The organism is Aeromicrobium sp. SP1, assembly GCF_055663785.1.
Window position 1 is genome coordinate 630,853 of the sequence record NZ_JBQVVK010000001.1, and the last position, 18,903, is coordinate 649,755.

Genomic DNA, 18,903 nt, shown 5'->3' on the forward strand with positions numbered 1-18,903 from the left:
CGGTGCGCAAGGAATTCTGGCTGTTCCTCAGCTGTGCGATCTTCTTCGTGATCGTCACGCCCGTCTACTGGGCGTTGTCCCACGAGGTCACGGGCGTGGTCGCCCTGATCATGGCGATGCTGCTGTTCTTCATGATCAGCTTCTACCTGTTCTTCGTGACCAAGGCGATCCCGGAGCGACCCGAGGACCGGCTCGACGGCGAGATCGCCGAGGGCGCCGGTGAGCTGGGCTTCTTCCCGCCCTACAGCTGGTGGCCGCTGTTCGCCGCCATGTCGTTCGGACTGCTCGTCCTGGGCGTCGTCTTCGGCTGGTGGATGTTCATCCTGGCGCTGCCGTTCGGTGCGATCTGCGTGATCGGCTGGATCTTCGAGTACTACCGCGGCATCCACGCGCACTGACACGCCCGCTCACCGTCGCCGAACCGCTGGGGCCGTTGCCTAGACTTCTCGGGTGAGGTCCATGGGGTGGAAGGTGCTCGTCGTGCTGGTCGCGACGATGCTGCTCGGCGCGTGCACGTCGTCCGGAGGGTTCAACGCTCCGGCGGCGACGTCCGAGGCACCCAAGGATCCGCTCACGATCTCGCCGAGCGTGCAGGACGGCGCCGCGGACGTGGCGGTCGACCAGCAGGTCTACGTCGACGGCTTCGACGGCGCGCTCACCGGCGTGTCATTGGCCTCGAAGGACGGCAAGCTCACGGTCGCCGGTGCCCAGCACGGCATCCGCTGGACCTCCGACGGCTACCTCGAGCCGGGCACGACGTACGTCCTCAAGGCCTCGGGCACGGGCGACGACGGCAAGGCCGTCAGCTCGACGACGACCTTCACGACGAAGGCGCTGACGCTCGACGAGCAGACGTACCCGTCGGTCGCGCCTCTGCAGGGCGAGACGGTCGGCGTCGGGATGCCCGTCATCGTCACGTTCGACATTCCGGTCAAGGACCGCGCCGCGTTCGAGAAGAAGATGGCGGTCACGGCGCAGCCGGCCACCGAGGGCGGCTGGTACTGGCTGAGCGACAGCGTCGTCCACTGGCGCCCGAAGCACTTCTGGAAGGCCGGAACGAAGGTCTCGGTCGACCTGGCGCTCAACAGCGTGCCGGCCGGCAACGGCATCTACGGCCAGCAGGACCAGCACGTCGACTTCACGGTCGGGCGCAAGGTCGTCTCGATCGTCAACACCAGGACGCATCGGGTGAAGGTGCACATCAACGGCAGGACCGTGCGGTCGATCCCGGTCTCGACCGGCGACGCCGACCATCGCAGCCGCGGCGGCATCAAGGTCGTCATGGAGAAGCACGCGTCGATCGACATGGACGCCGCCACGACCGGCGTCGACTCCGACGATCCGGGCTACTACAACATGAAGGGCGTCAAGTGGGCGCTGCGGGTCACGAACTCCGGTGAGTTCCTGCACGCCGCCCCGTGGTCCGCGGCCTTCCAGGGCAACGCCAACGTCAGCCACGGCTGCGTGGGCATGAGCACCGCGGACGCCGCCTGGATCTACAAGCAGAGCAAGCGCGGCGACGTCGTCAAGTACATCGGCAGTCCGCGCAAGCTCGAGCCCGGCAACGGCTGGACCGACTGGAACCGGTCGTGGAGCGAATGGCTCGAGGGCTCGGCCCTGCAGGACCAGGACGACGCCAACGCCGCCTGACGGTTTCGTCAGCCCTGCGCGGCCTTGGCGGCGGCCTTCATGGCCTGCTTGTGCTCGCGCACCTTCAGCAGCGAGTCGGCGTCGACGACGTCGGCCACGGAGCGATAGCCGTCGAGCGCGTAGTCGCCGGCTGCCTTCTGCCATCCCTCCGGCGTCACCCCCAGCTGCTTGGCGACGAGAGCCGTGAAGATCTGGGCCTTCTGCGTGCCGAAGCCGGGCAGCGCCTTGATCCGCTGGAGCAGGTCCGCGCCGCTGGTGGCCTCGGTCCAGATCCTCGAGGCGTCCCCGTCGTAGTCGGCGACCACGACCTTCGCCAGCTCCTGCATCCGAGCCGCCATCGAGCCCCCGTAGCGGTGGATCGCCGGGGGCGTCCGGCACAGCTCGGAGAACGTCTCGGGGTCCGCGTCGGCGATGGCCACCGGGTCGATGCTGCCGAAGCGAGCCAGCACCTTCGCAGGCCCGGCGAAGGCCCGCTCCATCGGAAACTGTTGGTCCAGCATCATGCCGACGAGGAGGGCGAAGGCAGAGTCCGTCAGCACCTCGTCGGCAGCAGGGTCCTGGGCGATGTGGATGGGCATGCGGCGATCCTTCCAGATGTCATCGAGAGCCCCGGGTGCCTCGAGCACCGGCTCATGGGTCCATGATCGCGCACCCGTCCGAAACGGCCGTCCACCGTTCATGCGGCGTTCATCGCACGACCCCCGATCGCCTCTGCTGCCGTCCTAGATTGCTCGCGACGTCATTCGGGGATGAGTACGTGGAGGTCGTGTGTCGACGGTCGTGCCCACCCGTGTGCCCGCGGGCGCCCCAGCCACACCGCGCAGCCTGTCCGGCGGCGAGGGCGGTGCCGATCGCGTCTTCACGCTCTCGATGCGCGCCGTCGGGACGAGCGTCCTGGCGATCACCGGCGGGATCGGGCTGTTCCTCGCGGTCCAGGCGGTGCCCACGTTCCGGCACTACGGACTCTCGTTCTTCAGCGAGACGCAGTGGCAGCCCGACGCCGACCGGGTCGGCATCGGCGCGGTGCTCGTGGGCACGTTCTCGGTCGCGGCGGTCGCGATGGTCGTCGCCTTCCCGCTCTCGCTGCTGACGGCCCTGTTCATCAGCGAGTACGCGCCGGCGCGCTTCCGCGGCCTGCTCGTGTCGATGGTCGACCTGATGGCCGCCGTGCCGAGCATCATCTACGGCCTGTGGGGCTTCTTCCTGCTGCAGCCGCACGCGAGCAAGGTCGCCCACTGGCTGCACGAGCACCTCGGCTTCCTGCCGATCTTCCGCGTCGACGCCGACCCGGACGCCGCGATGTGGGAGCAGAGCCGGTACACCGCGTCGGCATTCGTCGCGGGGCTCGCGGTCGCGATGATGGTGCTCCCGATGGCGTGCGCCGTGATGCGGCAGGTCTTCAGCCAGGCGCCACTGGGGGAGCGTGAGGCCGCCCTGGCGCTCGGCGCCACTCGCTGGGGCATGATCCGCTCCGTCGTCCTGCCGTTCGGGCGCGGCGGCATCATCGGCGGCACGATGCTCGGGCTGGGCCGCGCGCTCGGCGAGACGATCGCGGTGCTGCTGATCATCTCGCCGGCGTTCGAGCTCAAGCCGCGCGTCCTGGAGATCGGCACGAACACCGTGTCGGCGCTCATCGCGGGTCGCTTCGGCGAGGCGAACGGCGCCCAGCTCTCCGCGCTGCTGACCGCCGGATTCGTCCTGTTCATCATCACGCTGGTCATCAACACGCTCGCCGCGATCGTCGTCGCCCGCAGCCGCTCGGGAGGGGGGACCGACGCATGAGCACGACGATGACCCCAGCGACCGCGGTTCGGACCGAGCCTCCCGTCGCGCGACCGCCGGTCGAGACTCGATCCCTGACCACCGCCACCATTGAGGACCGCTGGGTCGAGATCGGCTCCTGGGCGGCCGGGCTGGCGATCGCCTGGATCCTGAACGACCGGCTGCTCGCGTGGAGCGGTGTCCTGACGTTCGTCGTGACCACGATCGTGGCCGGGATGCTGGTCCTCGCGGTCGCCACCGCGATGACCGAGCCTCGCCCCGTCGTCGTCGACCGGCTGTGGAGCGCGGCGGTGCACGTGGCCGCCGGAATCGTCTGCGCCGCCCTCGTGAGCACCGTCCTGTTCACGTTCCTGCGGGGGATGAAGGCGCTCCCGCACCTGTCCCTGCTCACGCAGGACATGACGGGGGTGGGGCCGCGCGACCCGCTCTCGCACGGCGGTCTCCTGCACGCGATCGTCGGCACGCTCATCATGGTCGGCATCGCGGTCGTCGTGACCGTCCCGCTCGGCATCGGCACGGCGGTCTTCATGACCGAGGTCGGCGGCCGCTACGCGAAGGTCGTGCGGACCGTCGTGGAGGCGATGACCGCGCTGCCGTCGATCGTCGCGGGCCTGTTCATCTACACGACGTTCATCGTGGTGCTCGGCGTGCCCCGTTCGGGACTCGCCGCGGCCATGGCCCTCGCGGTCATGATGCTGCCGATCATCGCCCGCGCCGCCGACGTCGTGCTGCGCGTCGTGCCGGGCGGCCTGCGCGAGGCCAGCCTCGCGCTCGGCTCCTCGCGCTGGCGCACCGTGTGGCACGTCGTGCTGCCCACGGCCCGCCCGGGCCTGGCCACCGCCCTGATCCTCGGCGTCGCCCGCGGCATCGGCGAGACCTCGCCGGTCCTGCTGACCTCCGGCGCGGCGGCCTTCGTCGTGACGAACCCGACCGACGGCGTCATGAACTCCTTGCCGCTGTTCATCTACACCACCGTCCGCAGCGGTGAACCGATCTACATCGCGCGCGCGTTCGCCGCCGCGACCGTCCTGCTCGCCCTCGTGCTCGCGCTGTTCGTCGCCGCGCGCCTGCTCGCTCGCCCCCGGAAGGGTTCTCGATGAAGCTCCGCCGACTCCGGCTCGTCCTCGCCGCGGTCCTCGTCCTCGTGATGGCCGGCCAGTCGGCCGCGCACGCTGTCGCCTACGCCCAGATCGAGGGCAACGGGTCGACGTGGTCGCAGGTGATCGTCAACCAGTGGATCGCCGACGTGAGCGCCAACGGCATGAAGGTCACCTACAGCGGCGGCGGCTCCTCGCAGGGCCGCAAGTCGTTCGCGCAGTACACGACCGACTTCGGCATCACCGAGATCCCGTACCAGGGCAAGGACGAGTTCGGGAACGTCGACTCCTCCGGTGGCCGCGACTTCGCGTACCTGCCGATCGTCGCCGGCGGCACGGCGTTCACGTACCAGATCAAGGTCGGCGGCAAGCCCGTCAAGAACTTGCGGCTGTCGGGCGACACCCTGACGAAGATCTTCACGAACAAGATCACGAACTGGAGCGACCCCGCGATCACGAAGGACAACAACGGCCGCAAGCTGCCGTCGCTGCGGATCGTCCCGGTGGTCCGGTCCGACGGCTCGGGCACGACGGCCCAGTTCACGGCCTGGATGAACTCCCAGCACGGTGCGCTCTGGAAGGCGTTCAACGGGCGGTCGGGCCTCACGTCGTACTACCCGCGCAAGGGCAATGCGATCGGTGCCTCGGGCTCCGACCAGGTGATGAACACGATCAAGGCGGACTCCGGCAACGGCACGATCGGCTACGTCGAGTACTCGTACCCCGTCAACGAGGACTTCCCGGTCGTGAAGGTGCTGAATCGCGGCGGGTACTACGTCGAGCCCACGCAGTACAACGTGGCCGTCGCCCTGACGAAGGCCAAGATCAACCAGGACAAGGGCTCGCAGGCCTACCTGACGCAGATCCTGAGCGGCGTCTACACCGCGACCGACCCGCGGGCCTACCCGATCTCGTCGTACTCGTACATGCTGCTGCCGACCGGCGCGACCGACCGGCGCATGACCACCGCGAAGCGCCAGACGATCGCCGACTTCATGTTCTACTCGCTGTGCCAGGGGCAGTCGAAGGCCGGCAAGTACGGCTACTCGCCGCTGCCGCTGAACCTCGTCTCGGCGGGGTTCGACCAGCTCAAGAAGCTCAAGGCCGCGGATCCGAAGGTCGAGATCGCGGGCCGCGACGTGACGAAGTGCCACAACCCCACGTTCGTCGCCGGTGACCTGTCCAAGAACAAGCTCGCCCAGATCGCGCCCGCGCCCGCCGCATGCGACAAGGCCGGAGCCGGTCCGTGCGGCGGCGGCACCGGCGCGGCACCCACGACCGTCGAGGAGGCCCAGAAGGCCTCGGGCCCGGCGGCCGAGTCGCCCGGCGGCTCCGACGTCGCCACGGGCGATCCGGCGACCGGTGGCGCCGCGGTCGGGGGAGACGGGTCGGCGGCCGTCGTCGCGGCGGGGGCGGCGACCGGTGGTGCCCAGGCCGTCCCGGTCGAGCTCGCCTCGGCCCGCCCGAGCGACTCGAGGGTGTTCGGCACCGTGGCCGCCCTGGAGCTGCTGGCGATCGTCCTGATCCCCGGTGTCGTCGCCGCCGTCATCCGCAGCAGGAGGTCCGTCCGATGAGGGTCGTCCCGAAGTCCTCCGTGACCGGCGCCCTCGCCGGCGTGGTCCTCGTCTCGCTCTTCGCGATCGTCACGCCCGGCTCGACGGCCGCGGCCGCCTCGAGCGACGTCACGGCGTCGAAGAAGGTCTCCCGCGTCTTCGTCGAGGACGGCGAGCGGCTCACGGTCGACGAGCGGACGGTCACCGTCGCGGTCGACCACACGGCCGACCTGCGCGGCCGCGAGCGGATCGAGGTCTCGTGGAGCGGTGCGCACCCCAGCGGCGGTCGCAGCACCAACCCGTTCGGTGAGAAGGGCCTCGCCCAGGAGTATCCCGTCGTGATCCTGCAGTGCCGCGGGCTCGACGACGCGAAGCTCGCCGCGGCCAAGCGGGTCTCGCCGAGGACCTGCTGGACCTCCACGGCGCAGCAGCGGTTCCGCTCGTCGAGCGAGCGGCTCGCCATCTGGCGCCGCGATCCCTACGCCGACGAGTCCGACCGGGAGCAGAAGAGCGGCATCGACCCGTTCCCGACGAGCGGCTGCGACGACGTGCCGAGCTTCTCCGCGCACGCCGTTCCGTTCGTCGCCGCGAAGGGCACGGTGTACGCCTCGTGCAGCGCCGGCACGATGGCGCCGGAGGCTGCCGCCGACGCCTCCTACCCGCCTGCGGAGCAGGCCGCGTTCACCGACGCGGACGGCACGGGCTCGGCCAGCTTCGAGGTGCGCACGAGCACGGAGAACGAGTCGCTCGGCTGCAGTGACTCCGTGCCCTGCTCGCTCGTCGTGATCCCGATCGAGGGCGTCAGTTGCGGCGAGGGTGACAGCGCGTGCCAGAAGACCGGCCGGTTCGCCCCGGGCTCGTCGAACTTCGCCGGCGAGGGTGTGGACGATCCGGTCTCGGCCGCCTACTGGTGGGCGGCGTCGAACTGGCGCAACCGGATCAGCATCCCGCTCGACTTCGCGCCGGCTCCCAACGTGTGCGACGTGCTCGACTCGCGCGCGCCGACGGCCTTCTACGGCACGGAGCTGATGAGCCAGGCCGCGCTGCAGTGGGCCCCGGCGTACTGCCTCAACAAGAAGCGCTTCAAGTTCCAGCAGAACTCGATGCCCGACACCGCGGCGTTCCGGCTCGTGGAGGACGGCGAGGCGCCGGCCGCGCTCGTCTCCGGCCAACGCACGCGGGAGACCTCGGACCCGATCGCGTACGCGCCGACGGCCGTCACGGGCTTCGCGATCTCGTACGTCATCGACCGGCCGGACAACGCGGGGGAGTACACGAGCCTGCGGCTCACCCCGCGACTGCTCGCGAAGCTGCTGACCCAGTCGTACACCGGCTCGGCGTACGGGGCGCAGCACCCCGGCATGGTCACCAACCCGCAGTCGATCAACCAGGATCCCGAGTTCACGAAGCTCAACCCGGGCCTGGACGACACGGCGCGCGAGGCCGGCGCGACGCTGCTGTCGCTGTCGACCTCGTCGGACGTGATCTCGGCGCTCACCTCCTATATCGCACGGGACAAGGAGGCGTCGGCGTTCGTGGCCGGCACGCGCGATCCGTACGGCATGGTCGTGAACCCGAGCTACAAGGGCCTCGACCTGCCGGTCTCGGAGTGGCCGCTCAAGGACGAGTTCGTCCCGGCGTGGACGCAGGAGTGCCAACGGCAGTACACGACGCCGTACTTCACCCAGCTGGCCGCACCGGTCTCGAGCCTGCGCACGATCGCCGAAGCGGTCCTCGACGGCTGGCCGAACCTGCAGACGAAGTGCGAGCTGGACACCAGCACGGGGTCCAGCAAGGTCTACAAGACCGGACGCACCGATCGGCAGAGCATGGGCGCGAGGTTCATGCTGGGCCTGACCAGCCTCGGCGACGCGGCCCGGCTCGGCCTCGACACGGCGGCGCTGCAGACATCCTCGAAGTCGTGGGTCGCGCCGGACGCGACCTCGATGGCTGCCGCGGTCGGGCAGGCGAGCCGGAACACGTCCGAGACGGGCCTGTTCGACCTGAGGCAGTCGGCGCTCGCGAAGAAGCCGGCCGCCTACCCGGGCACGATGATCGTCTACACCACGGCGCGCACGTCGGGACTCGCGAAGGCCGAGGCGCAGCACGTGGCGCAGTTCATCCGGATCAGCACGTCGGAGGGCCAGCGTGCCGGGCGCGGCAACGGTCAACTGCCCGAGGGCTTCCTCCCGATCCGCCGCACCGGGCCGACGGCACCGCTGTACGCGGCCGCGCAGCGCTCCGCCGCACTGATCGCGGCGCAACAGGGTGCCGCCGCGACGGGGACGAAGGACTCGGCCCCGGCGGACGGTGGCACGACCACGCAGGTCGGCGACGTCCCGGGCTCCGGGGAGGTCCCACAGGCGGCGGACGCGAGGACGGCGAAGACGCCGACCGCGCTCGTGGACACGGTGCCGACGGCGGCGACCACGTCGCGGTCCGGCCGGCTCGCGGTGCCGCTGCTGCTGCTGATCGGCCTCACGATGGGCGCCCTCGGACCGGTTCTGCGCCGGGCGGCAGGACGGGGGACCGCACGATGACCCTCGCCCTGCCCACGCGTGCGCGCGGCCGCCGGTCGCGACCCGCACCGGCCACGAAGGCCGAGGCGCGCCCCATCCCGGTCGAGGTCTCGGTCCTCACCGAGACGATGACGATGGTCTCGATCGTGTGCGTGTGGCTCGTCCTGCAGTTGCTCGTACTCGGTGGCCTCTCCCAGGCCCGGGAGCAGACGCTGCTGTACGACCGGTTCCGCGCCGACCTGGCCGCCGCCACCGTGCCCGTGGGCGGCGTGATCACTCCCGGGACCCCGGTCGCGGAGGTGAGGATCCCCGAGATCGGCCTCGACACCGTCGTCGTGGAGGGCACCTCGTCGACCGTGACGCTCGACGGGCCCGGTCACCGCCGCGACACCGTCCTGCCCGGCCAGCCGGGCACGTCCGTCGTGCACGGGCGGGCCAGCACGTACGGCGCGCCGTTCGCGAAGATCACCTCCCTCACGAAGGGGGACCGGATCACGACGATCACCGGCCAGGGCACCTCGACGTACGAGGTCGAGTCGGTGCGACGCGCCGGCGATCCGACCCCGCAGCCGCTCACCGGTGACGCGGGTCGGCTCGTGCTCGTCAGCGCCGAGGGCAGTGGACGGCTGTCGGCACTCTCGCCCGGCACGGTCGTCTACGTCGACGCCAAGCGGGTCTCGGCCGGGTTCGAACCGGGTGCCGCGCGCGTCGCGGCCGTCGCGGGATCCGAGGTGCCGATGGGTCGCGACACGTCCGTCCTGCCGCTGCTGACCCTCGCGCTGGCCGGGTGCGCCGCGGTCGTCGCGGCCTCCGTGTTCGCGGTCCGCGCGCTCGGCCGGACCCGCGCGTGGGTGCTCATGGCCGCCCCCGTCGCGGCCCTCGCCTGGCTCACGACCGACGTGGCCATGGGCCTGCTGCCCAACCTGATGTGAGGAGTGCCGAATGTCCTCGCGAGGTTCACGCGCCGTTCACCACAGGGCCCCCGGACCCGGGTTCCGAAGCCATAGCGTCCCCGTCGTGACCCGGCACGTGGCCGGCTCCGTTCCTGGATCGAAAGGGAATCCCCCCATGAAGCGAAACCGTGTGTCGGCCCTGGCGGCCGGTGCCGCCCTCGTGGTCGGCTCCGCGCTGACCGTCGCGTCCCCGGCCAGTGCCGCCGACGCGAACCCGTACGACCCGACCTTCACCCCGGACGCCACCACCGACATCGTCGGCGTCGGCTCGGACACGACGCAGATCGTCGTCCACGACCTCGCCACCGCGTACAACGTGGGCCGGGCCTCCGGCCGCATCGCCTCGTGGGCCGCCGACGGTGCGCCGTCGAGCATCAGCCTGCGCGCGGGCGCGGCCGCGATCACGCGGCCCAACGGCTCGGGTGCGGGCAAGAAGCTGCTCTACGGCGCCACGAACGACGCGACGGTCAACTTCGCCCGCTCGTCCTCGACGCTGTCCACGGCGGAGGTCGACGGTGGCCTCAAGCAGGCCGCGTTCGCCGTCGACGGCCTGCAGATGGCCGTCCGGGCCGCGGGCACGAACGCGCCGGAGACGCTGACGCTCGAGCAGATCCGGGACATCTACAAGGGCATCTACACGAACTGGAGCCAGGTCGGCGGCCAGCCAGGCACGATCAAGGCGCTCGTCCCGCAGTCGGGCTCGGGCACGCTGAGCTACTTCACGTCGCTCATGACCGCGGCCAACGGGGGCACCGCCTTCACGCCGGTCGCGGTGTCCACGCAGGAGCACAGCGACGCCGACATCAAGAACGACCCGAACGCGATCTCGCCGTTCTCCAGCGCCCGCGCGACGATCACGCCGACCGTGCGGCTCGAGGGCGGCTGGAAGGCGACCCGCGCCGTTTACGACGTGTTCCGCACGAGCGACCTCGCGGACGCGACGCGCGGTCCGGTGCTGGACTCGATCTTCGGCGAGGACGGCTGGATCTGCAGCCCGGCCGGTCGCACCGTGATCGAGGCCGCCGGCTTCGACCAGCTCGCCTCGGTCGACCAGGGCGGCGCCTGCGGTGAGTACGTCACCGGCGCCGTGTCGAACCTCAAGACGGCCGACCAGGCCGACGCGACGGCCACGACGACGACGCTGAGCGCGACCGCCGCGGGCTCGCGCAAGGTCACCCTCCGCGCGACCGTGGCCGCGGGCGGCAGCTCCGCCGCCGGCAAGGTCGAGTTCCACGAGGGCGGCACGAAGGTCGGCACGGCGTTCCCGTCCGGCGGTGTCGCCACCCTCGACCTGACCGACGTCACCGTCGGCAGCCACAGCTACGTCGCGAAGTTCGTGCCCACGAACGACGGTGACTTCGGCGCCTCGGAGTCGGCTGCGACCGACGTCGTCGTCAAGACGCCCTCGACGATCGCCGTCACCGGCGTGACCGGCGCGTACGGCAAGGCCAAGACCGCGAAGGTCACCGCCAGCGTCGACGGCTCGCCGGCCGTGGGCACGGTCTCGGTCAAGGTCGGCTCGGCTGCGGCGAAGTCGTACACCCTCACCGGCGGCACGGTGTCCGTCCCGGTCGTCGCCTCGACCCCGGCCGGCACCCTGACGATCGTCGCGACCCTGCCCGGCACGGCGGACGTCGACGCGGCCACGGTCACCAGCAAGGTCGCGATCGCGAAGGCGAAGGCCTCGGCCTCGGCCAAGCTGGCGAAGTCGAAGATCAAGGCGTCCCAGCGCGGCTCGGTCGTCGTCAAGGTCGCCCCGGTCGGCGCCGCCAAGGGCGTCTACGCCACCGGCAAGGTCACGATCAAGGAGGGCAAGAAGGTCGTCGGCACCGGCACCCTCAAGAACGGCAAGGTCACGATCAAGCTCGCGAAGCTCAAGAAGGGCACCCACAAGCTGGTGGCCTCCTACGCCGGCAGCTCGAACGTGTCCGGCGTCTCGGCCAAGGCCGTGAAGCTGAAGGTCACCAAGTAGCACGCACGACACCCGATCCCGTCGGGACGGCTCGCCACCGCGAGCCGTCCCGACGGGCGGTTCACCGGAAGGAACTGCCATGAGCATCACCGAGACCTCGATCATCCCCGTGCTGGACGCGGAGTCGACGTTCGTCCCGACCATCGCCGGATCCGCGCCCGCCGCGCTCGTGGCCGACTCGGTGTCGGCGTGGTTCGGCAGTCACCACGTGCTGGACCGGATCTCGCTCGAGATGCCCGCCGGTCGGATCACGGCCCTCATCGGCCCGTCCGGCTGCGGCAAGTCGACCTTCCTGCGCACCCTGAACCGCATGCACGAGCTCGTCGACGGTGCCCAGTTGGCCGGCGAGGTGCGTCTCGACGGTGAGGACGTCTACGACCGCCGTCGCAAGCTCATGGACGTGCGCCGCAGCATCGGCATGGTGTTCCAGAAGCCCAACCCGTTCCCGGCGATGTCGATCCGCGACAACGTCCTGGCCGGCCTGCGCCTGACCGGCACGAAGGCTCCCCGCTCCGAGAAGGACGAACTGGTCGAGTCGTGCCTGCGCCGCGGCGGCCTGTGGAACGAGGTCAAGGACCGCCTCGACGCCCCCGGCGGCGGACTGTCGGGCGGCCAGCAGCAGCGCCTCTGCATCGCGCGCTCGCTGGCGATCAAGCCTCGTGTTCTCCTCATGGACGAGCCGTGCTCGGCCCTCGACCCGACCTCGACGCGCGTCATCGAGGAGACCATGGTCGAGCTGGCGCGCGACGTCACGATCGTCATCGTCACCCACAACATGCAGCAGGCCGCGCGCGTCTCCGACCAGTGCGCCTTCTTCCTCGCCGCACAGGGCACCCCGGGCGTCATCGTCGAGCACGGCGACACCGACGCGATGTTCGCGTCCCCGCAGGACCAGCGCACCCACGACTACGTCAACGGCCGCTTCGGCTGACCCACCGCGGCCCGAGCTGGCGCGTGGGCGGTGACTTACGTACCGCTGGGTGCCTGGGCGGTGAGTTACGTACCGCTGGGTGCCTGGGCGGTGAGTTACGTACCTCAAACTGCCGCCGGAGGTTCGTAAGTCACCGCCCACACATGCCGCAGGTACGTAAGTCACCGCCCACCGGCCCCCAGGTACGTAAGTCACCGCCCACACGGGCCCGGGGGGAGCGGAGACGACGAAGCCCCCGACCAGCAGGTCGGGGGCTTCGTCGTGCGGTGCTCAGTGGACGCGCGGGACGCCGGTCTCCGAGACGCCCTGGAAGTCCTCGCCCAGGTCGACCGGGTGCTCCCCGCCGCCGGCGAGGTGCTCGGCCGCGTGGTGCATGTCGTCGGTGGTCGGCTTGTCGACCGAGCCGTCGAAGTACCAGGAGCGGACCTTCTGACGCAGGCTCTGCTTGCGGTACTGCGGGTTGCGGACGCCGTACGCGTCGTTCTTGTGCACGGCCTCCTCCTCGAGGACCGGGAGCCGGTCGCGCGACGCCGTGAGCTCGTAGGCCTCGGCGCTCGGCAGCGGAGCGTGCCGCTCGGCATAACCGCCGTCGGGGGAGCGGTCGATGACTCCGGTCTCCCAACCATGCGTGAGCGTCTCGTTGTCCTTGCGCTGCAGCGAGATGCAGATGCGCTTCGTCACCATGAACGCGATGACCGGGAAGATGAACAACCCGAAGCGCAGCACCCACGTGATCGCGTTGAGGCTCAGCCCGAACTTCAGCGCGATGATGTCGTTGCCGCCACCGATCCAGCCGACCGCGTAGGCGGTCATGCCGGCCACACCGAGCGCGGTGCGGGTCGGGTTGTTGCGCGGACGCTCCAGCAGGTGGTGCTCACGGTTGTCGCCGGTGATCCACCGCTCGATGAACGGCCACAGCGCCAGCGAGGTGAAGATCAGGCCCAGGCCACCCATGCCGGGGATGAAGACGCTCCACGTCCACGTGCGGTTGAACCACGTGGTCTCCAGCGGCGGCATGAGGCGCACGAGGCCCTCGGACACGCCCATGTACCAGTCCGGCTGCGAGCCGGCCGTGACCTCGGACGGGTTGTAGGGGCCGTACGCCCAGATCGGGTTGATCTGGATGAGCGCGCCCATGAGCGCGGTGAAGCCGAACACGACGAAGAAGAATCCGCCGGCCTTGGCCATGTACACCGGGAGCATCGGGTAGCCGACGACGTTGTCGTTCGTGCGTCCGGGTCCGGGCCACTGCGTGTGCTTGTGGTAGACGAGCAGCAGCATGTGCGCGCCGATCAGACCCAGCAGCAGGGCCGGGAGCAGCAGGATGTGGGCCATGTACAGGCGCGGGATGATGATGTCGCCGGGGAACTCGCCACCGAAGAGGAAGAACTCGACGTACGAGCCGACGAGCGGGATCGAGCGGATCAGGCCGTTGACGAACCGCAGGCCCGTGCCGGACAGCAGGTCGTCGGGCAGCGAGTAGCCGGCGAAGCCCTCGACCAGGCCCATGCTGAGCAGGCCGACGCCGATGAGCCAGTTGATCTCACGCGGCTTGCGGTACGCGCCCGTGAAGAACACGCGCAGCATGTGGGCCATCATCGCGGCCACGAACAGCGCCGCCGCCCAGTGGTGGATCTGGCGGATCAGCAGGCCACCGCGGACGTCGAACGAGATGTCCAGCGTCGAGGCGTAGGCCTGGGACATCTCGATGCCGCGCAGCGGGGCGTAGGAGCCGTTGTACTCGACCTCGGCCATGCTCGGCACGAACCACAGCGTGAGGAAGACACCCGTCAGCAGCAGGACGACGAAGCTCCACAGGGCGATCTCGCCGAGCATGAAGGACCAGTGCTCCGGGAAGACCTTGCGCAGGTTCTTCTTGCCGGCCGCGGCCAGGCCGAGCCGGTCGTCGAGCCAACCGACCGGACCGGCGAGCTTCTTGCCGGTCGGGGAGTCCTCGATCCGCGTGTAGCTGTTGCTCTGGCTGCTCATGCGTCACCGCCGAACTTCTCGTCGAGCTTCTTCTGGTCGCGCGCCAACTCGGGGTAGCTCGGCGTCACGATCTCGGGGAAGTCGCTCACCGCGACCAAGTAGCCCTCGCTGTCGACCGCCAGCGGCAGCTGCGGCAGCGGACGGTAGGCGGGACCGAAGATCACCTTGCCGTTGTCGGCCAGGTCGAACGTCGACTGGTGGCACGGGCACAGCAGGTGGTGGGTCTGCTGCTCCCACAGGCTGATCGGGCAGCCGACGTGGGTGCAGATCTTCGAGTAGCACAGGATGCCGTCGACGCCCCAGTTCTCGCGGCCCTTGCTCGGCGTGATGTCCTCGGGGCGCATGCGCACGACGATGACGGCGGCCTTGGCCTTGGCCTGCAGCAGCTCGGTGCCGTGGTAGACGGGGTGGCCCTCGTCATCGGTCTCGAAGAACACGGCCGGCTCGGCGTTGACCAGCTGGCCGACCTGCAGGTCGGACGGCTTGATCGGCGTGCCGGAGACGTCGTTGACGACGCGCATGCCCTTCTTCCACACCGTGTTCGTGTGGCCGTAGGGCAGCGGTCCGAGGTCGCGCAGCATGACGATCGCCGGCAGGCCCAGGGCCGCGACTCCGCCGAGCAGGCTGTTGCGGATCAGCGGACGGCGGCCGATGCCGCTCTCGTTGATGCCGGCGTTGATGTCGGTCATGACCGCCGAGAGGTCCTCCTCGGCGGAGTGCGCCGGGTGCCGCATCTCGATGATCTCGTGATCGCCCATGAGCTTCTTGGCCCACTGGATGATGCCGATGCCCAGGAGCAGCAGCGCGGTGCCCAGGGTCGCACCGAGCGCGAAGTTCTGCGCCGACCAGCCGCCGAAGGCGTTGCCCTCGGCCGGGTCGCCGAACGCGAAGATGCGCACGTCGGAGTCGATCGCGAAGTACGCGACGCAGAAGCCCAGCAGGAGCAGGGTCGCGAGGCCGAACATGCCAGCGATCTGGCGCTCGGTGCGACGCTCCTGGTCGACGTCGACATCCTGCGGCCGGTACTGGTGGTCCGGCAGCCCGGGATCGCCGATCGGATCGCCGGTGTGGTCCAGTTCAGTCGTCATCGCTTCTTCGACCTCGTTCCGTGCATGCCGATCCAGACCGCGAACCCGACGAGGCCGCCCATGCCGACGATCCACACGAAGAGTCCGTCGACCACGGGGCCGAGGCCGCCGCCACCGACGCCGCCGTCGTTGCCCTGCTGCTGGATGGTCTTGATGTAGGCGATGATGTTGAGCTTGTCCTCGGGGGTGAGCACCTCGTCGGAGAAGACGGGCATCTGCTGCGGGCCGGTGAGCATGGCCTCGTAGATGTGCGTGGCCTCGACGCCCTTGAGCGACGGGGCGTACCGGCCGTCCGGCAGGGCTCCGCCGGCGCCGACGGAGTTGTGGCACGCCGTGCAGTTCGTCCGGAAGAACTCGCCGCCCTCGGAGATGCCCTCCTCGTCGACGTCCTGCCAGTTCACCTGGTCCGCGGAGGGACGAGCCGGTCCGGGGGCGAGCGAGGCGACGAAGGTGGCGATCTTGTCGATCTCGTCCTGCGTGTACTCGATGTGCTTGCGCGGGGCCTGGGGCGCGGACTGCGCCATCGGCATGCGTCCGGTCTCCATCTGGAACCCGACGGCGGCGGCGCCGACGCCGATGAGCGAGGGACCGTAGTTGCCCTTCTCGCCGTCGTCGCCCTCAGTGGTGATGCCCTGGGCGTTCATCCCGTGGCAGCTGGCGCAACCGACGAGGAACAGCTGGCGGCCGGCCTCGATCTCGGAGGCCGACGACGTCTCGGCCTTCGCCGGCTCGGGCGCGATCGCGGCGTACAGAGCGCCGGTCAGCATGAGCGCCAGCGCCAGGAGCGCCGGGAGCGCGATCCAATGACGGCGCCGTGTCGACAGTTTCCGCACCGAAAACCTCGTTCCTGAAGATCGTTTTCAGACCGTGGGCGGGCCCACGGGAGGACGTCGTCCCCACCATTTGCGCCCGCGCGTTCGCATCAGCGTAGCGAGGGACGGGTCCAGGTTGTTTAGTTAGGTTCGCCTATCCGGCGAGGTTCAGCGGATCACGTAGATGGCCGCGAACAGGGCCACCCACACGACGTCGACGAAGTGCCAGTAGTACGAGACCACGATGGCCGAGACGGCCTGCTCGTGGGTGAACTTGCGGGCGGCGTAGGTGCGGCCGATCACGAGCAGGAAGGCGATCAGGCCGCCGATGACGTGCAGGCCGTGGAAGCCGGTGGCGAGGTAGAACAGGCTGCCGTAGGCCGAGCTCTGGATCGTGAGGCCCTCGTGGACGAGCTCGGCGTACTCCGTGGCCTGGCCGCCGATGAAGATCGCGCCCATGATGAAGCTGAGGATGAACCACTTGCGCATCCCGGCCGCGTTGCCCTTCGCCGCGGCGTAGACGCCGAGCTGGCACGTGACCGACGAGAGCACCAGGATCGTGGTGTTGACCGTGGCGAACGGGACGTTCAGCAGCTCGGTCTCCTTGGCCCACAGCTCGGGGGCGACGCTGCGCACCGTGAAGTAGGCCGCGAACAGCGTCGCGAAGAACATCAGCTCGCTGGACAGCCACACGATGGTGCCGACCGTCACGTAGGACGGACGGCCTTCGACGCCGTGGAGTCGGGACGCGGGGATCGCAGAGGTAGTCGCCACCCGCTCATTATGTACGATGCGAACGTGAGTGAGCACCAGCCCCTTCGTGTCCTGCTCTACAGCGACGACCGCGACGTCCGCGCCGCCGTCGTCGCCGCCTTGGGCACGCGGCCGCACCCCGATCTTCCGACCGTGGAGTTCGTCGAGTGCGCGACCGAGCCTGCCGTGTGGCAGCACCTCGACGCGGGCGGCATCGACCTGGCGATCCTCGACGGCGAGGCGGTCCCCGCCGGGGGCATGGGCATCGCCCGTCAGATGAAGGACGAGCTCTACCAGGGCCCGCCGAGCCTCGTGCTGACCGGGCGCCCCCAGGACGCCTGGCTGGCCACGTGGTCGCGCGCCGACGCGGTGGTCTCGCAGCCCCTCGATCCGTTCCGGCTCGCCGAGACGGTCGTGGAGATGCTGCGCGCGGCCGTCGAACCCGGCGCTGCCACCTCCGTCACGCCCGCATGACCTCCACCTGGCCCACCGTCCTGTCCGACCTCCTCGCAGGACGGGACCTCGACACGGCCACCACGACGTGGGCGATGGGCGAGATCCTCTCCGGCGACGCGACCGGCGCCCAGATCGCGGGCTTCGCGGTCGCCCTGCGCGCCAAGGGCGAGACGGCGCAGGAGCTGCAGGGGCTCGTCGACGCGATGTACGCCAAGGCCACGACGCTCGACCTCGCCGACCGGGTCGTCGACATCGTGGGCACGGGCGGCGACATGGCCAAGACGGTCAATATCTCGTCGATGTCCGCGGTGACGGCCGCCGGCGCCGGCGTGGGCGTCGTCAAGCACGGCAACCGGGCGGCCTCCAGCCAGTCCGGCACGGCCGACGTCTTCGAGCGGCTCGGCGTCCGGCTCGACGTCCCTGCCGAACGCGTCCTGGACGTCTACCGCGAGGCCGGGATCACGTTCTGCTTCGCTCCGGTCTTCCACGCGTCGATGCGGTTCGCCGGTCCGACGCGCCGCGAGCTCGGCGTGCCCACCTTCTTCAACTTCCTCGGTCCGCTGACCAATCCGGCGCGGCCCGTGGCCTCGGCGATCGGTTGCGCCGACTCGCGGATGGCTCCACTCATGGCCGACGTGCTGGCACGCCGCGGCTCCAGTGCGCTCGTCTTCCGCGGCGATGACGGTCTCGACGAGATCACGGTGACGACCACGACCCGGTTCTGGGTGGTGGCCGACGGCGAGGTCGCCGAGGAGACGATCGACCCGGTCGACCTCGGCTTCGAGCACGCCCCGGCCGACGCCCTGCGCGGTGGGGAGCCGGAGTACAACGCCGACGTGTTCCGGCGCGTCCTGGGCGGCGAGCCCGGTCCCGTGCGCGACGCGGTGCTGCTCAATGCCGGTGCTGCGATCGCGGCGCACGAGGCCGCCGGGGGACCGCTCGTCGACCGTCTGAGCGCAGGGGTGGCCCGGGCGGCCGAGTCGATCGACTCAGGCTCCGCCGCGGCCGCCCTGCAGCGCTGGATCGACGCGACGACGCGTCACGCCGGCTGAGCGAGGCTGCGGTCAGTCCAGGCCGATGCTGAAGGCGTCGTCGAGGTCGTGGCGGCTGAAGGCCCGGAACGCGATCTGGGTCTGGGTCGACAGGACGCCCGGCACCTTGTTGAGGCGGTCGGCGACGACCGCGGCGATGTCGTCGTGCGTGCGCACCCGGACCATCGCGATGAGGTCGTGGTCGCCGGTGACGGAGTAGACCTCGCTGACCCCGGGGATGTCGGCGATCGCGGCGCCGGTCTCGCCGATCTGGGAGACCTCGGCCTGGACGAAGACGATGGCGGTGATCACGCGGT

Annotated in this window: 17 protein-coding genes; 11 read left to right on the forward strand and 6 right to left on the reverse strand. The window is 70.1% G+C overall.

Annotated features, from left to right (window positions below):
• Positions 1-2 precede the first annotated feature (2 nt).
• Entirely contained in the window at positions 3-398 is a 396-nt protein-coding gene (locus ACT26F_RS03095) for a cytochrome c oxidase subunit 4 (RefSeq protein ID WP_471669018.1), read from the forward strand.
• 61 nt (positions 399-459) lie between these two features.
• Positions 460-1,650, forward strand: a complete 1,191-nt coding sequence (locus ACT26F_RS03100) for a L,D-transpeptidase (RefSeq protein ID WP_471671646.1) — start codon at positions 460-462, stop codon at positions 1,648-1,650.
• A gap of 8 nt (positions 1,651-1,658) precedes the next feature.
• Here ACT26F_RS03100 and ACT26F_RS03105 read toward each other — a convergent pair whose 3' ends face one another.
• On the reverse strand, positions 1,659-2,228 hold the full coding sequence (locus ACT26F_RS03105; protein ID WP_471669019.1) for an HhH-GPD-type base excision DNA repair protein: 570 nt from the start codon (positions 2,226-2,228) through the stop codon (positions 1,659-1,661).
• A gap of 190 nt (positions 2,229-2,418) precedes the next feature.
• On the opposite strand from ACT26F_RS03105, the gene pstC reads away from it, so the two are divergent.
• From pstC to pstB, 7 genes are all read left to right on the forward strand, one after another.
• Complete coding sequence (pstC, locus tag ACT26F_RS03110; protein ID WP_471669020.1) at positions 2,419-3,432, forward strand: phosphate ABC transporter permease subunit PstC; 1,014 nt, start codon at positions 2,419-2,421, stop codon at positions 3,430-3,432.
• Between the two features lie 8 nt (positions 3,433-3,440).
• The gene (gene pstA / locus ACT26F_RS03115; RefSeq protein ID WP_471669021.1) at positions 3,441-4,532 is read left to right on the forward strand and encodes a phosphate ABC transporter permease PstA; all 1,092 of its coding nucleotides are present in this window, start codon (positions 3,441-3,443) and stop codon (positions 4,530-4,532) included.
• On the forward strand, positions 4,529-6,103 hold the full coding sequence (locus tag ACT26F_RS03120) for a substrate-binding domain-containing protein (protein ID WP_471669022.1): 1,575 nt from the start codon (positions 4,529-4,531) through the stop codon (positions 6,101-6,103). Before pstA ends, ACT26F_RS03120 begins: the two co-directional genes overlap by 4 nt.
• Positions 6,100-8,622, forward strand: coding sequence for a hypothetical protein (locus tag ACT26F_RS03125; protein ID WP_471669023.1), 2,523 nt, complete (start codon positions 6,100-6,102; stop codon positions 8,620-8,622). Before ACT26F_RS03120 ends, ACT26F_RS03125 begins: the two co-directional genes overlap by 4 nt.
• Positions 8,619-9,533 carry a sortase gene (locus ACT26F_RS03130; RefSeq protein WP_471669024.1) on the forward strand — a complete coding sequence of 305 codons (915 nt, stop codon included), beginning with the start codon at positions 8,619-8,621 and terminating at the stop codon, positions 9,531-9,533. Before ACT26F_RS03125 ends, ACT26F_RS03130 begins: the two co-directional genes overlap by 4 nt.
• Positions 9,534-9,669: 136 nt before the next feature.
• Positions 9,670-11,526 (forward strand): Ig-like domain repeat protein, encoded by a 1,857-nt coding sequence (locus ACT26F_RS03135; protein WP_471669025.1) that lies wholly within the window; start codon positions 9,670-9,672, stop codon positions 11,524-11,526.
• A 79-nt stretch (positions 11,527-11,605) separates the two neighbouring features.
• Positions 11,606-12,457 (forward strand): phosphate ABC transporter ATP-binding protein PstB, encoded by an 852-nt coding sequence (pstB, locus tag ACT26F_RS03140; RefSeq protein ID WP_471669026.1) that lies wholly within the window; start codon positions 11,606-11,608, stop codon positions 12,455-12,457.
• A gap of 270 nt (positions 12,458-12,727) precedes the next feature.
• Here the strand turns inward: pstB and qcrB are convergent, their stop codons facing one another.
• The 4 genes from qcrB to ctaE all read right to left on the reverse strand — a co-directional run bounded on the left by qcrB (position 12,728) and on the right by ctaE (position 17,120).
• A complete protein-coding gene (qcrB, locus tag ACT26F_RS03145; protein WP_471669027.1) occupies positions 12,728-14,446 on the reverse strand; it encodes a cytochrome bc1 complex cytochrome b subunit in 1,719 nt (572 codons plus the stop codon).
• Positions 14,443-15,534, reverse strand: a complete 1,092-nt coding sequence (gene qcrA, locus ACT26F_RS03150) for a cytochrome bc1 complex Rieske iron-sulfur subunit (RefSeq protein WP_471669028.1) — start codon at positions 15,532-15,534, stop codon at positions 14,443-14,445. The genes qcrB and qcrA overlap by 4 nt, the downstream gene beginning before the upstream one ends.
• Positions 15,531-16,367 carry a cytochrome bc1 complex diheme cytochrome c subunit gene (gene qcrC / locus ACT26F_RS03155; RefSeq protein WP_471669030.1) on the reverse strand — a complete coding sequence of 279 codons (837 nt, stop codon included), beginning with the start codon at positions 16,365-16,367 and terminating at the stop codon, positions 15,531-15,533. The genes qcrA and qcrC overlap by 4 nt, the downstream gene beginning before the upstream one ends.
• A gap of 147 nt (positions 16,368-16,514) precedes the next feature.
• Entirely contained in the window at positions 16,515-17,120 is a 606-nt protein-coding gene (gene ctaE / locus ACT26F_RS03160) for an aa3-type cytochrome oxidase subunit III (RefSeq protein WP_471669031.1), read from the reverse strand.
• Positions 17,121-17,144: 24 nt separating this feature from the next.
• On the opposite strand from ctaE, the gene ACT26F_RS03165 reads away from it, so the two are divergent.
• Together ACT26F_RS03165 and trpD are read left to right on the forward strand one after the other, a co-directional pair.
• A complete protein-coding gene (locus tag ACT26F_RS03165; protein WP_471669032.1) occupies positions 17,145-17,573 on the forward strand; it encodes a response regulator in 429 nt (142 codons plus the stop codon).
• Complete coding sequence (gene trpD, locus ACT26F_RS03170; RefSeq protein WP_471669033.1) at positions 17,570-18,607, forward strand: anthranilate phosphoribosyltransferase; 1,038 nt, start codon at positions 17,570-17,572, stop codon at positions 18,605-18,607. The genes ACT26F_RS03165 and trpD overlap by 4 nt, the downstream gene beginning before the upstream one ends.
• 12 nt (positions 18,608-18,619) lie before the next feature.
• On the opposite strand, the gene ACT26F_RS03175 is transcribed toward trpD, so the two are convergent.
• On the reverse strand, positions 18,620-18,898 hold the full coding sequence (locus ACT26F_RS03175) for an Lrp/AsnC family transcriptional regulator (RefSeq protein WP_471669034.1): 279 nt from the start codon (positions 18,896-18,898) through the stop codon (positions 18,620-18,622).
• Positions 18,899-18,903 lie beyond the last annotated feature (5 nt).